Here is a 13,852-nt window from a genome sequence, read left to right as displayed (position 1 = left end):
GCGCAGGCGGGATGCAGCCGGCCGTCGCGACGGATCGCGCCGGGTCACGCGGCGAGCGCCTGCGTCGCGTGCGGGCGGCGGGGCGGCACGCCGGCGACGGCATCGGCGATGGCGCGGATGTGCTCGGGCGTGGTGCCGCAGCAGCCGCCGACGAGGTTCAGCAGGCCCGACTGCGCGAACTCGCGCAGCACCGACGCCATTTCCTCCGGCGTCTCGTCGTAGCCGCCGAAGGCGTTGGGCAGGCCGGCATTGGGATGGGCGCTGACGTGGCAGTCGGCGACGGTCGCCAGGGTGTCCACGTGCGCGCGCAGGTCCTTCGCGCCCAGCGCGCAGTTCAGGCCCACCGACAGCGGCCGGCCGTGCGCGACCGAGGCGTAGAACGCCTCTGCGGTCTGCCCCGACAGCGTGCGGCCCGAGGCGTCGGTGATCGTGCCGGAGATCATCACCGGCAGGCGCCCGCCGCGCGCGTCGAAGGCCTCCTCGATCGCGTACAGCGCCGCCTTGGCGTTGAGCGTGTCGAAGATGGTCTCGACCATCAAGGCGTCGGCGCCGCCCTCGATCAGGCCCTCGATCGCGTCGCGGTAGGTGTCGCGCAGTTCGTCGAAACTGGTATTGCGGAACCCCGGGTCGTTGACGTCCGGGCTGATCGACGCGGTGCGGCTGGTGGGCCCGAGCACGCCGATCACGAAGCGCGGGCGCCCGTCGCGCGCCGCCACGGCGTCGCAGCAGGCGCGGGCCACCCGTGCCCCCTCGAAATTCAGTTCGCGCACCAGGTGCTCCAGGCCGTAGTCGGCCTGGCTCACCGCGGTGGCATTGAAGGTATTGGTCTCGACCAGGTCGGCACCCGCCTCGAGATAGGCGGTGTGGATGCCGGCGATGAGGTCGGGCCGGGTCAGCAGCAGCAGGTCGTTGTTGCCCTTGAGGTCGCGGCCACCGCCGGCGGGCGTGTCGCGCTGGCTGTCGTAACCGCTGGCGAAGCGCTCGCCGCGGTAGTCGGCCTCGTCCAGGCCGTGGCGCTGGATCATGGTCCCCATCGCGCCGTCGATCACGAGGATGCGGTCGCGCAGCGCGGCCTGGAGCGAGGCGACGCGGTCGGGATGGAGCCAGGGCAGGGCATGCATGGGACTCTCCTGTTCGCTCAGGGCTTGCGGGCGATCATCGAGATCACCTCGAAGTGGGGCGGACGCTTTTCGCGGGTGACCGTTTCGGCATTGAGCAGCTCCAGCCCCGCGCGCGAGACGAAGCGGCGCAGGTCCTTCTCGCCGAAGCCGAGGTTGGTATGGCCATAGGCCTGGACCACGCTCTGGTGTTCGTGCCGGTTCAGGCTCGACAGCAGGAGGCGGCCACCGGGCCGGAGCACGCGGGCGGCGTCGGCCACCGCCTGGGCGGGCCTGTCGGCATAGGTGAGGGCGTGCATCAGCACGACCAGATCGAACTCGGCCTCGCCGAAGGGCAGGGCATGCATGTCGCCCTCCAGAACCTCGACATTGCGGAAGCGGCGCAGGCGCTCGGCGGCAGCCGCGACCACGCGCGGGCTGCTGTCGACGCAGACGTAGCGGTGCGCGTGCGGGGCCAGCAGTTCGGCCAGCACGCCGTCGCCGGAGGCGATGTCGAGCACGTCGCCGGTTTCCAGCAGCGGCAGGGCGCTGCGCGCCAGCGCTTCCCAGGTGCGGCCGGGCGAGTAGTGTCGCTCCATGTCGCCAGCCACCGAATCGGCCCAGTTCTGGTCGGCCGCGCGCATCGCCAGGACGCCGGCCACGCGCTCGGCGTCCTGGCGCAGCAGGGGGTCGTCGGTCCCGGTGGACAGGGCCTGCCACAGCGCACGCTGCGCCGGCTCCAGCGCCTCGTCGTCGAAGCGGTAGTAGGCCGAAACCCCGGCGCGGCGGTCGCGCACCAGCCCGGCCTCCTTGAGTTTGGCCAGATGGGTGGACACGCGCGGTTGCGCCAGCCGGGTGATGGCCGACAGCTCGGCCACGGTCAGCTCCTCGCCCTCCAGCAGCGCCAGCAGGCGCACGCGGGTAGGATCGGCCAGCACCTTGAGCCGGGCCGACCAGGCGTCGAGGTCCATAAATATCTCCATATCGCGATATAGAGATATTGTGAAAGCAGGCCACCGGCCCGTCAAGCCGCGGCGCGGCGAGGCGTGCAGGACACGAACGACCTGCTGCGCATATCCCTGCGCGACAATCTCGATAGGGCGCGACCCGCGCGCCGGGCTACAATAAGGTTTCGCCAGAAACGTTAACGAGGACAGTCGTGGAGTTCGGGTTCAACGAAGAGCAGCTGATGATCCAGGACGTGGCCCGCCGGATCGCGCAGGAGAAGATCGCGCCCAGCGCGGAACACCACGACCGCACCGGCGAGTTTCCGCTGGAGAACATCCGCACCCTCGGCGAGAACGGCCTGATGGGCATCGAGGTGCCCGCCGAGTACGGCGGCGCGGGCATGGACCCGGTGGCCTACGTGCTGGCCATGGTCGAGGTGGCCGCGGCGGATGCCGCGCATTCGACCATCATGTCGGTCAACAACTCGCTGTTCTGCAACGGCATCCTGACCCACGGCAGCGAGGCGCAGAAGCAGAAGTACGTGCGCGCCATCGCCGAAGGAGCCGAGATCGGCGCGTTCGCGCTGACCGAGCCGCAGTCCGGTTCCGACGCCACCGCCATGCGTTGCCGCGCGGTGAAGCAGGCCGACGGCACGTTCGTGGTCAACGGCAAGAAGAGCTGGATCACCTCCGGCCCGGTGGCCAGGTACATCGTGCTGTTCGCGATGACCGAGCCGGACAAGGGCGCGCGCGGCATTACCGCGTTCCTGATCGATACCGCGCGCGAAGGCTTCGGCCGCGGCAAGACCGAGCCCAAGCTCGGCATCCGCGCCTCGGCCACCTGCGAGATCGAGTTCGACGGCTATGTCGTCCAGCCAGACGAGGTGCTGGGCGAGGAAGGCCAGGGCTTCAAGATCGCGATGGGCGTGCTCGACGCCGGCCGCATCGGCATCGCCAGCCAGGCGATCGGCATCGCCCGCGCCGCCTACGAGGCCACGATCGCCTACGTGAAGGACCGCAAGGCCTTCGGCGCGCCGATCGGCACCTTCCAGATGACCCAGGCCAAGATCGCCGACATGAAGTGCAAGCTCGATGCGGCGTACCTGCTGACGCTGCGCGCGGCCTGGCTCAAGGGACAGGGGAAGAAGTTCTCGTCCGAGGCCGCGATCGCCAAGCTCACCGCCTCGGAGAACGCGATGTGGATCGCCCACCAGGCGGTACAGATCCATGGCGGCATGGGCTACTCCAAGGAAATGCCGGTCGAGCGCTACTTCCGCGACGCCAAGATCACCGAGATCTACGAGGGCACGAGCGAGATCCAGCGCCTGGTCATCGCCCGCAACGAGACCGGGCTGCGCTGAGGGCGATCGTGCCGATCCCCGACCCGCGACCACGCGCCGGATCCGCCGGCGCGACCGTCTCGATCCACCTTTCCGGCGGGCCCGTCATGGTGCCCGCCCACCACCCCGGCCCGCGTGAGAACGCGGGCCTTACTCCATCCGGAGCCCGTCCGTCATGACACCCGCAGAACCCGGCAAGACCCCGTCAGGCAAACGCGCAGGCAAGCGAGCCGCGCAGCGCGCGACCAGCGCGCGCGCGCCGGATCGCCAGGCCGGCGTGCTCGCCCCGATCCTCGACGCCATCCATCGGCGCACCGGCGGTGGCGACGGCAACGCCAGCGCTTTCGCCGGCGCCTTCTACCGCCGCATGACCGAGGACGAACTTCCCGTCCACGACGCCGACGGCTGGGCCGCCCTGGCCGAGGACCTGCTCGGCTTCGCCCGCAAGCGCAAGCCGGGCACCGCCCTGGTGCGCCTGTTCAATCCGGTCCGCGACACGCACGGCTGGGAGTCGCCGCGCACGGTGCTGCAGATCGTCAACGACGACATGCCCTTCCTGGTCGACTCGGTGACCATGGCCCTGGCCGAAGCCGGCGTGGGCGTGCACGTGCTCGGCCATCCGGTGATCCAGGTCGCGCGCGACCGCTCCGGGCGCATGACCGGCGTGGGCGAGGGCGAGACCGAGTCGGTGATGCACCTTGAGATCGACCGCCAGACCGCCGACGGGATGGCGAGCATCGAGGCCAGGCTGCGGCAGGTGCTGGACGACGTGCGCGCGATCGTCGCCGACTGGCCGGAGATGCGCGAGCAGATGCAGCAGGTCGCGGGCGAACTCGCCGGGCGGCCGCTGCCGGTCGACGAGGCCGAGCGCGCCGAGGCGCAGGAGTTCCTGCGCTGGGCGGCGAACGACCATTTCACCTTCTTCGGCTACCGCGAGTACCAGCTGCGCAGCGGCGGCGGCGAGGAACTGCTGGTGCCGGTGGAGGGCAGCGGACTGGGCCTGCTGCGCGGCGGCAGCGACGGCAAGGGCCGTCCGCTCAAGTCGCTGGCCGCGCACCGGATCAACGCCGGCGGGGATGGCGAGGTGCTGGTGCTGACCAAGACCAATGCGCGCTCGACCGTGCACCGTCCCGGTTACATGGACTACATCGGCGTGCTCGGCTTCGACGCCAAGGGCCGCGCGGTGTCCGAGCAGCGCTTCCTCGGCCTGTACACCTCGGGCGCGTACAACCGCCGCCCCTGGGACATCCCGCTGGTGCGCGAGCGCTACGAGTACGTGATGACCGAGTCCGGGCTCAAGCCCACCGGCCACAGCGGCAAGGCGCTCAAGCACATCCTCGAGACGCTGCCGCGCGACGAGCTGTTCCAGTGCTCGGAAGAGGAGCTGTACCGCCTCGCCACCGGCGTGCTCGGCCTGCAGGAGCGCGTGCGCAGTCGCCTGTTCCTGCGCCGCGACCGCTACGGCCGCTTCTATTCGGTACTGGTCTACATCCCGCGCGACCGCTTCAGCACGGAAGTGCGGCGGCGCGTGGAAGCGATGCTGCGGCGCATGCTGCATGCCGACCACGTCGACGCGAACGTGGCGATCGGCGAATCGCCGCTCGCCCAGGTGCACCTGATCGTGCGCCCGCGCAGCGGCGAGCAGGTCGAGGTCGACCAGTCGCAGCTGGAGCGCGAGCTGGCGGTGATCGTGCGCAACTGGCAGGACGACCTGCGCGACGAACTGGTCGCGCGCCACGGCGAGGAACTCGGCCTGGCGCTGGCCAGCCGCTACGGCCGCGCGCTGCCGGCCGGCTACATCGAGCAGGCCACGCCGCCGATCGCGGCCGACGACGTCGAGCGCCTGGCGGCACTGGACGACGGCAGCGACATGGAGCTGAGCCTGCAGCAGCTGCCGGCCCCCGCGGCGGGCGAGACCGCGCTGCGCTTCAAGCTCTACCGCAGCGGCGGCGACATCGCGCTGTCCGACGCGCTGCCGATGATGGAAAACCTCGGCCTGCGCGTGGTCACCGAGCACCCATACCGGCTCGAGGCGGGCGAGACGTCGCTGTACATCCAGGACTTCGAGGTCGAGGCGGGTGCGGCCGGGGTCGACGTCGACCAGGTCGGCGGAGACTTCACCGAAGCCTTCGCGCGCCTGTGGCGCGGGGACGCCGAGAACGACGGCCTCAACCGGCTGGTGCTGGGCGCCTCGCTGGACTGGCGCCAGGTCGCGCTGCTGCGCGCCTACGCCAAGTACCTGCTGCAGGTCGGCGTGCCATTCTCGCAGAGCTACATCGAGGACGCGTTCGTCCGCAATCCGCTGATCGCGCGCATGCTGGTCGAGCTGTTCGAGGCACGCTTCGATCCCGACGGCGAAGCCGCGGCCGCCGATGCCGCCCGCCTGGCCGCGCAGCTGCGCGCGCTCGTCGGTGGCGACGATGCACTGCGCGCCGTCCTGCAGCCCGTGGTCGATGCGCGCAGGCTGGATCGCGACGCGCGCGCCGAGGCGGTGCGACGTGCGCTGCGCGCACTGCTGGACAACGTCTCCAGCCTCGACGAGGACCGCATCCTGCGCAGCTTCATGGGCGTGATCGACGCGACCCTGCGCACCAGCTACTACCAGCGCGCCGCCGATGGCGGCTGGAAGGAGACCATCGCGTTCAAGTTCGACCCGGCCCAGGTGCCGGAGCTGCCCAAGCCCAGGCCCTATCGCGAGATCTTCGTGTACGGTCCGCGCATCGAGGGTACCCACCTGCGCTTCGGCCCGGTGGCGCGCGGCGGCCTGCGCTGGTCCGACCGTCGCGAGGACTTCCGCACCGAGGTGCTGGGCCTGGTCAAGGCGCAGATGGTGAAGAACACCGTCATCGTGCCGGTCGGCTCCAAGGGCGGCTTCATCGTCAAGCGGCCACCGGCCGGTGGCGATCGCGACGCGCTGTTCGCCGAGGGCGTGGCCTGCTACAGGCTGTTCATCAGCGGCATGCTCGACATCACCGACAACATCGTCGAGGGCGCCATCGTGCCGCCGCGCGACGTGGTCCGCCACGACCAGGACGATCCCTACCTGGTGGTGGCCGCGGACAAGGGCACGGCGACCTTCTCCGACACCGCCAACGCCATCGCCCGCGAGTACGGCTTCTGGCTCGACGATGCCTTCGCCTCCGGCGGCTCGGTGGGTTACGACCACAAGGGCATGGGCATCACCGCGCGCGGCGCCTGGGAATCGGTCAAGCGCCACTTCCGCGCGATGGGCCGCGACTCGCAGGCGCAGGACTTCACCTGCGTGGGCATCGGCGACATGTCCGGCGACGTGTTCGGCAACGGCATGCTGCTCTCGCGCCACATCCGCCTGGTGGCCGCGTTCGACCATCGCCACATCTTCATCGATCCCAGCCCGGACGCGGCGCGCTCCTATGTCGAGCGCGAGCGCCTGTTCGCGCTGCCGCGCTCGAGCTGGGCGGACTACGACGCGAAGCTGATCTCCAGGGGCGGCGGCGTGTACCCGCGCACGCTCAAGTCGATCGAGATCTCGCCGCAGGCGCGCGAGGCGCTGGGCCTGCCGGAGGGCACCACCTCGATGGCGCCCAACGCGCTGCTCTCGGCCATCCTCAAGGCGCCGGTGGACCTGCTGTGGAACGGCGGCATCGGCACCTACGTCAAGGGCAGCAGCGAGCAGCACGCGGACGTGGGCGACCGCGCCAACAACGCGATCCGCGTCGATGGCCGCGACCTGCGCTGCCGCGCGGTGGGCGAGGGCGGCAACCTGGGCATGACCCAGCTCGGCCGCATCGAGGCCGCGCGCAACGGGGTCCTGCTCAACACCGACTTCATCGACAACTCGGCCGGCGTGGACACCTCCGACCACGAGGTCAACATCAAGATCCTGCTCAACGCCCAGGTGCGCGAGGGCAGGCTGAAGATGGAGGCGCGCAACAAACTGCTGGCCTCGATGACCGACGAGGTCGCGCAGCTGGTGCTGTGGGACAACTACCGCCAGAACCAGGCGATCAGCCTGATGGAGCGGATGAGCCTGACGCGGCTGGGCTCCAAGCAGCACTTCATCCGCACCCTGGAGCAGCAGGGGCTGCTCGACCGCCAGATCGAGTACCTGCCGTCCGATGCCGAGATCGCCGAGCGCAAGAGCCGCGGCGAAGGCCTGACCCGTCCGGAGCTGGCGGTTCTGCTGTCGTACTCCAAGCTGGTCGCCTTCGACGAACTGCTGCGCTCGGACGTGCCCGAGGACCCGTACCTGTCCAAGGAGCTGCAGCGCTACTTCCCCAGGCCCCTGCAGAAGAAGTACGCCGACGCGATGGAGCAGCATCGCCTCAAGCGCGAGATCATCGCCACCGCGGTGACCAACACGATGATCAACCGCATGGGCGCGACCTTCCTGCTGCGCATGCAGGAGGACAGCGGCCGCAGCTACGGCGAGGTCGCCAAGGCCTTCACCATCACCCGCGAGACGCTGGAAGCGCGGGCGCTGTGGCTGGACATCGACGCGCTCGACGGCAAGGTGCCCGAGAGCGTGCAGATCGACGCCCTGCAGGTGATCTGGAACCTGCAGCGCTCGTTCACGCGCTGGCTGCTGTCGCGTCCCGGCGCGATCCCGGACATCACCACGGCGGTGGAGCGCTACCACGGCGGGTTCCGCGACATCCGCGCGGGCGACAGCATCCTGCCGGACTCGCAGCGGCCCGAGTACGAGGCCAGCCTGGCCGACTGGCTGGACAAGGGCGTGCCGGCGGACCTGGCCGGCCAGCTCGCGGCGCTGCCGTACCTGGAACCCTGCGCCGACATCATCGAGCTGGCCACCGAGCGCAAGCGCAGGCCGATCGAAGTGGCGAAGCTGCACTTCCGGGTCGGCGAGGCGCTGCGCGTGCCGTGGCTGGCCCGGCAGATCGACGCGCTCGAGGTGGATGGTCGCTGGCATGCGGTGGCGCGCGGGGTGCTGCGCGAGGAACTCGCCGCGCAGCAGCGCACCATCGTCGGCCAGGTGCTGGAATGCCCGGGCAAGACCGCGGAAGAGAAGGTTCGGCACTGGCTGGAGCGCGACGATCCGTCGCTGCGCTTCACCCTGGCCATGCTGTCGGAGCTGGCCGCGCAGAAGAGCGTCGACTATCCGACCGTTTCGGTCGCGGTCCAGCGGCTGTCGCAGCTGGCCCAGCGCGGCTGAGCCCGATCCCGGCCGCGGCACGGTCCGCGGCCGGGCATCTGATGCTGCCAGGCGCACGCCGGCGCGTGGACTCCCTCCCCCGCACGCGGGGGAGGGCCGGGGTGGGCGCCGACGGTCGCGGCGATCCCGAAGCGCACTTGGGTGCGCACCTCGTCCCGAACTTTCCCGCGGGCGGCGTGCCGCCGCCCCTTGCCTGAATTCGCACACCGGCGCGGTTATGCTCCACGGTCGCCCCGCTGGAGCCGCCGATGAGCACGACGCCCCGCATCGCCTTCCTCGCCAGCCAGACTAGCGACGCGCAGGCGGCGCTGCAGACCCTGTCCGCGCGCCACGGCCAGTGCGAACCGGACGAGGCCGACGTGCTGTGCGCGCTGGGCGGCGACGGCTTCATGCTGCAGACCCTGCATCGGCACGGCAGCCTGGGCAAGCCGGTGTTCGGCATGAAGCTGGGCACGGTCGGCTTCCTGATGAACCAGTACCGCACCGAGGAGCTGCTCGAGCGGCTGGCCGCGGCCGAGCCGGCGGTGCTGCATCCGCTCGAGATGGTGGCGCAGACCGAATCCGGCGCCACGGTCGGTTCGCTGGCCTACAACGAGGTCTCGCTGCTGCGCCAGACGCGCCAGGCCGCGCACCTTTCGATCGAGCTCAACGGCAAGCTGCGCCTGGATGAGCTGATCGCCGACGGGGTGATGGTGGCCACCGCCGCCGGCAGCACCGCCTACAACTATTCCGCGCACGGGCCGATCCTGCCGCTGGGCGCCAACGTGGTGGCATTGACGCCGATCGCCGCTTTCCGGCCCCGCCGCTGGCGTGGCGCGCTGCTCAAGGCCGACACCGAGGTGCGGTTCCGGGTGCTCGACCCCTACAAGCGGCCGGTCAGCGCCACCGCCGACTCGCACGAGGTGCGCGACGTGGTGGAGGTGATGATCCGCGAGTCGCGCGAGCGCACCGTGCGGCTGCTGTTCGATGCCGAGCACAACCTCGAGGAGCGGATCCTCAGCGAGCAGTTCGAGGCCTGACCTGCGCTTGCCCGGCGAGGAGGGCGGGCGCTGCTTGTCCCTTCCGCCGCTTGCGGGGGAAGGTGCCGACGGCGGATGGGGCGCGCGCCGGAGCGCGCATTGAAGATCGCCGCGATCGTTGGCCCCACCCCAACCCTCCCCCGCGAGCGGGGGAGGGAGCTGATCGTCCACCGTTCACCGCGTGCGGGGGAGGCACTGCCTCTCCCTTCCCCCGTTTGCCGGGAAGGTGCGGGCTCTCCCTTCCCCCGCTTGCGAGGCAGGTGCCGGCTCTCCCTTCCCCCGCTTGCGGGGGAAGGTGCCGAAGGCGGATGGGGGCCCGCGCGAAGCGCGGGTGCTGACGGAAGAACCGGCCTGCCCCCATCCCACCCATCGCCCGCGCCAGGAAGGGAGCTCGTCGTCACCCCGTGACCGCGCGTCCGGGGGAGGGAGTGCCCCTCGCGACACGCCGGGACCGGAGATGCCCCCGCGTCTCCCGCCGGTTCTCATCCCTCGCGCCGTGCTCGGGCCATAATCCCCGCATGTCCAGCAAAGAGCCCGTCGCCGTCCTCACCATCGCCATCTCCTCGCGTGCGCTTTTCGACCTGGAGGACAGCCATGCCCTGTTCGAGCGCGAAGGCATCGAGCGCTACGCGGATTTCCAGCGCGAGCGCGAGGACGACGTGCTGGAGCCCGGCATCGCCTTCCCGCTGGTGCGCAAGCTGCTGGCGCTCAACGAAGGCGCGCCACCGGAGGCGCCGCGCGTCGAGGTGATCCTGCTCTCGCGCAATTCGGCCGATACCGGCCTGCGCATCTTCAATTCGATCCAGCACCACGGTCTCGCGATCTCGCGCGCCACCTTCACCTCCGGCGAGCCGACCTGGCCCTACGTGCGTCCCTTCGGCGCCCACCTGTTCCTGTCGGCCAATCCCGACTCGGTGCGCCAGGCGCTGGCCAACGGCGTGGCGGCGGCCAGCATCCTGCCCGAGCGGCCCAAGCCCGGCCGCGCGCCGAACGAACAGATCCGCATCGCCTTCGACGGCGACGCGGTGATCTTCGGCGACGAGGGCGAGCGCGTCTCGCGCGAGGGCGGTATCGCCGCATTCCATGCGCACGAGATCGAACGCGCCCGCGAGCCGCTGTCCGGCGGCCCGTTCCGCGCCTTCCTGTCGGCCCTGCACGACCTGCAGGCCGCTTATCCGGCCGGCGAGGCCGCGCCGATCCGCACCGCCTTGGTCACCGCGCGCTCGGCGCCGGCGCACGAGCGCGTGATCCGCACCCTGCGCGAGTGGGGCGTGCGCCTGGACGAGGCGCTGTTCCTCGGCGGACGCGCGAAAGGGCCGTTCCTCGAGGCTTTTGGCGCCGACATCTTCTTCGACGACTCGCTGCACAACATCGACAGCGCGCGCCAGCACGTGCTGGCGGGGCACGTGCCGCACGGGGTGTCGAACCCCTAGCCGCGTGGGGGTCCGCTTCCGGCCGCCACCGCGCCTGCACCGCGCGCACCGTCGGCGCGGGCGGTCCGCAAGCGCGAGCGGCGCAGGTCCAGCCACAGGCTGTAGGCCGCGGTAAAGGCGGGAAACAGGTTCTGCAGCACGCCCACCGAATCCTGCTTGCTGGAGAACAGGAAGTAGGACAGCGTCATCAGGCTGCCCGCCAGGCTCATCACCCAGAACGCGCGCGGGATGACCGGTTCGCCGGCCTTATGCGCGGCGATGAACTGCACCAGCCAGCGCAGGGCGAACATGCTCGCCCCGGTCAGGCCGATGAGCTTCCACGGCGTCACGTGCAGGCCCGTCCAGGCGAGCGTCGCGATTTCCTGGTTCATGGTGTCCATCGGCGTCCTCGCGGATGAGGGTGGGGTGGGTGGCGGCATTGCCGCGGCGGACCAGCCACATCACGCCGAGCAGGTCGACCGCGCCCACGGCGGCGCGCGAGAGGTTGCCGTACTTCGAGCGGCCCGCCAGCCGCGGGCGATGCCCGACCGGCACGCTCGCCGTTTCCCAGCCGGCCCGCTGCATCAGCGCCGGCAGGTAGCGGTGCATGTGGTCGAAGCCGGGCAGGTCGAGGAAGGCGGCGCGTTCGAACAGCTTGATGCCGCAGCCGGTGTCCGGGGTGTCGTCGCGCAGCAGCGCGGCGCGGATCCGGTTGGCCCAGCGCGAGGCCCAGCGCTTGCTGCCGCTGTCGCGGCGCTCGACCCGCCAGCCGGCGAGCAGCTTCACCCGCGGCGGCATCCGTGCGCGATGCGCCAGCAGCACGGGCAGGTCGGCCGGATCGTTCTGGCCATCGCCGTCGAGCGTGGCGATCCAGCTGCCGCGCGCGGCCTTCACGCCGTTGCGGAGCGCGGCGCTCTGGCCCAGCCGGCGCGCGTGCGCCAGCACGCGCAGCCGCGGCATGTCCCGTGCCTTGGCGCGCAGGACCGCGAGCGTGTCGTCGGTCGAATGGTCGTCCACGCACAGGATCTCGTACTCGCCCAGGCCCTCGATGCGGGCGATCTCGTCGACCAGCGCGGCGATGTTGTCGCGCTCGTTGAACGCGGGGATCACGATCGAAAGGGCCGGTGCCGGGTCGGAGGTGTTCACGTCGTACTCCCTTGCGTGGGGCCGCGCGCGGTGGCCGTGGGCCGGCACGGGGCGAAGATGTCGCGGTCGGACCGGTAGCTGGCGGTGGCTACGTCGAGCGCCCCCAGCAGCGAATGGAACAGGTGGTCGTGAGTGATCGGCTCGGCCGCCCGTCGCGCAAGGCAGCCGGTGTCGATGTGCGTGGCCGCCGCGAAGCCCGGCGACAGCCACGCCACCATCGGCACCTGCAGCTGCACGTCCGGGGCGATCGGCCAGGGCATGCCGTGCAGGTACAGGCCGTTCTCGCCCAGCGATTCGCCGTGGTCGGAGACGTAGACCAGCGCGGCGTCGTAGCTGGACTGCGCGCGCAGCGACTCGATCGCGGAGGCGAGCAGATCGTCGGTGTAGAGCAGCGCGTTGTCGTAGGCGTTGACGATCTGCTCGCGACTGCAGTCGCCGAGGTCCGCCGAGGCGCAGGCCGGCCGGTAGCGCCGGAACGCCGGCGGCGCGCGCTCGTTGTAGTTCGGGCCGTGGTTGCCGAGCATGTGCAGCACCACGACCCGGTCGCGCAGGCCGTCGCCGAGCCACGAAGCCGGGTCGGCGAGCAGGATCCCGTCGCGGCAGCGCAGGCCGCTGCAGTGCGCCGGGTCGTGCGCCGCGTCGAGGCGCTGCACCGGCAGGCCGTCGCACACGCCCTTGCAGCCGGACTGGTTGTCGCGCCAGAGCACCGGGATGCCGGTGCGCGCCAGCACGTGCAGCAGCGATTCGTGCTCGCGGATCGCGCGGGCGTCGTAGTGTTCGCGTCCCTGCAGCGAGAACATGCAGGGCAGCGAGACCTCGGTGCTGCTGCCGCAGGCGGTGACGTGGGTGAAGTTCACCACGCCATCGGTGGCCGCCAGCCGCGGCGTCGTCTGGCGCGCATAGCCCGACAGTCCCCAGTTCGCGGCCCGCGCGGTTTCGCCGACCACCAGCACCAGCAGCCGCGGCTTCGCACCGGCCGCGCGCGGCAGCAGGCGGGCATCGCCGGCGATCTGGAAGCGCGGGCCGCGCTCCTCGCGTTCGGTGGCGACCTTCAACAGCGAGACCACGACGTTGGCCGGCGCCACCAGGTAGCGCGTCTCGCGATGGTTGCGCACCAGGGTGCCGAACTCGCGCGCGGAGCCGATGATGGCGAGGCCGGCGACCAGCGCCACCACCGCGACGAACGCCAGCCGCCGGGCCAGCGCCGCCGACGGGCGCCGCCGCAGCAGCCGCACCCGCCACAGCACGAGCAGCGCGGGCAGCGTGGACGCCAGCGCCGCCAGGGTCCCGTGCGACACGAATTCGGTGGATTCGCGCAGGTCGGTGTGCAGCACGTTTCGCACCATGTCGGCATCGATGTGCACGCCGTACGCGGAGGCGTAGTGCGACGCCAGCGCGGAAGCCACCATCAGCAGCGCCAGCACCGGCTTCGCGAGCCAGCGCCACGCGACCGCGGACAGCAGCATCGCGTTGGCGGCGAACACCAGCACGCCGAGCGAGGCCGTCCAGCCGGCCTGCCGCAGCGGCGCCTCCACGGCGGCGTGCCAGAACGCGGCGTTGTCGAACAGCACGAAGTACAGGCCGGCCAGGGCGATCAGGGTTTCGCCATGCAGGCGCGGGCGCAGCCGCAGCACGGCCCGGGCCCGGTCGCGCCAGGAAGCACCGGCGACCTGCGTCGCGCGCGGATCGCACGCGGCAGTGGCGCGCGTGCCGGTGCGGCCGGCAGGAACCGGAGAGGG

The 13,852-nt window shown here is 71.2% G+C and carries 8 protein-coding genes and 1 pseudogene; 4 read left to right on the top strand and 5 right to left on the bottom strand.

Translation table 11 applies throughout. The features are described 5' to 3' along the window. Window positions 1-44 precede the first annotated feature (44 nt). Entirely contained in the window at window positions 45-1,121 is a 1,077-nt protein-coding gene (locus tag ACFQ2D_RS03500) for a homocysteine S-methyltransferase family protein (RefSeq protein WP_280940867.1), read from the bottom strand. Window positions 1,122-1,138: 17 nt separating this feature from the next. Continuing rightward, window positions 1,139-2,068, bottom strand: a complete 930-nt coding sequence (locus ACFQ2D_RS03495; RefSeq protein ID WP_280940868.1) for an ArsR/SmtB family transcription factor — start codon at window positions 2,066-2,068, stop codon at window positions 1,139-1,141. 188 nt (window positions 2,069-2,256) lie between these two features. Here ACFQ2D_RS03495 and ACFQ2D_RS03490 point away from each other — a divergent pair, with 188 nt between their 5' ends. From ACFQ2D_RS03490 to ACFQ2D_RS03475, 4 genes are all read left to right on the top strand, one after another. Beyond that, the gene (locus tag ACFQ2D_RS03490) at window positions 2,257-3,405 is read left to right on the top strand and encodes an acyl-CoA dehydrogenase family protein (protein WP_280940869.1); all 1,149 of its coding nucleotides are present in this window, start codon (window positions 2,257-2,259) and stop codon (window positions 3,403-3,405) included. Between the two features lie 154 nt (window positions 3,406-3,559). Continuing rightward, complete coding sequence (locus ACFQ2D_RS03485; RefSeq protein WP_280940870.1) at window positions 3,560-8,536, top strand: NAD-glutamate dehydrogenase; 4,977 nt, start codon at window positions 3,560-3,562, stop codon at window positions 8,534-8,536. 248 nt (window positions 8,537-8,784) lie between these two features. Next, complete coding sequence (locus ACFQ2D_RS03480; protein WP_280940871.1) at window positions 8,785-9,555, top strand: NAD kinase; 771 nt, start codon at window positions 8,785-8,787, stop codon at window positions 9,553-9,555. A 518-nt stretch (window positions 9,556-10,073) separates the two neighbouring features. Beyond that, complete coding sequence (locus ACFQ2D_RS03475; RefSeq protein WP_280940872.1) at window positions 10,074-10,988, top strand: 5'-nucleotidase; 915 nt, start codon at window positions 10,074-10,076, stop codon at window positions 10,986-10,988. Here the strand turns inward: ACFQ2D_RS03475 and ACFQ2D_RS03470 are convergent. From ACFQ2D_RS03470 to ACFQ2D_RS03460, 3 genes and pseudogenes are all read right to left on the bottom strand, one after another. After that, a complete protein-coding gene (locus tag ACFQ2D_RS03470) occupies window positions 10,985-11,368 on the bottom strand; it encodes a lipid-A-disaccharide synthase N-terminal domain-containing protein (RefSeq protein WP_280940873.1) in 384 nt (127 codons plus the stop codon). The genes ACFQ2D_RS03475 and ACFQ2D_RS03470 overlap by 4 nt on opposite strands. 43 nt (window positions 11,369-11,411) lie before the next feature. After that, a pseudogene (locus tag ACFQ2D_RS03465) lies at window positions 11,412-12,113 on the bottom strand (glycosyltransferase family 2 protein); the annotation flags it as partial. Further along, complete coding sequence (locus ACFQ2D_RS03460) at window positions 12,110-13,747, bottom strand: phosphoethanolamine transferase (protein WP_280940874.1); 1,638 nt, start codon at window positions 13,745-13,747, stop codon at window positions 12,110-12,112. The pseudogene ACFQ2D_RS03465 and the gene ACFQ2D_RS03460, both read right to left, overlap by 4 nt. Between the last annotated feature and the right edge of the window lie 105 nt (window positions 13,748-13,852).

Source organism: Luteimonas composti, from assembly GCF_042678665.1.
Taxonomy (GTDB): Bacteria; Pseudomonadota; Gammaproteobacteria; order Xanthomonadales; family Xanthomonadaceae; genus Luteimonas; species Luteimonas composti.
Note: the sequence above shows the minus strand (reverse complement) of the source record. Positions and strands in the feature narration are given on the sequence as shown.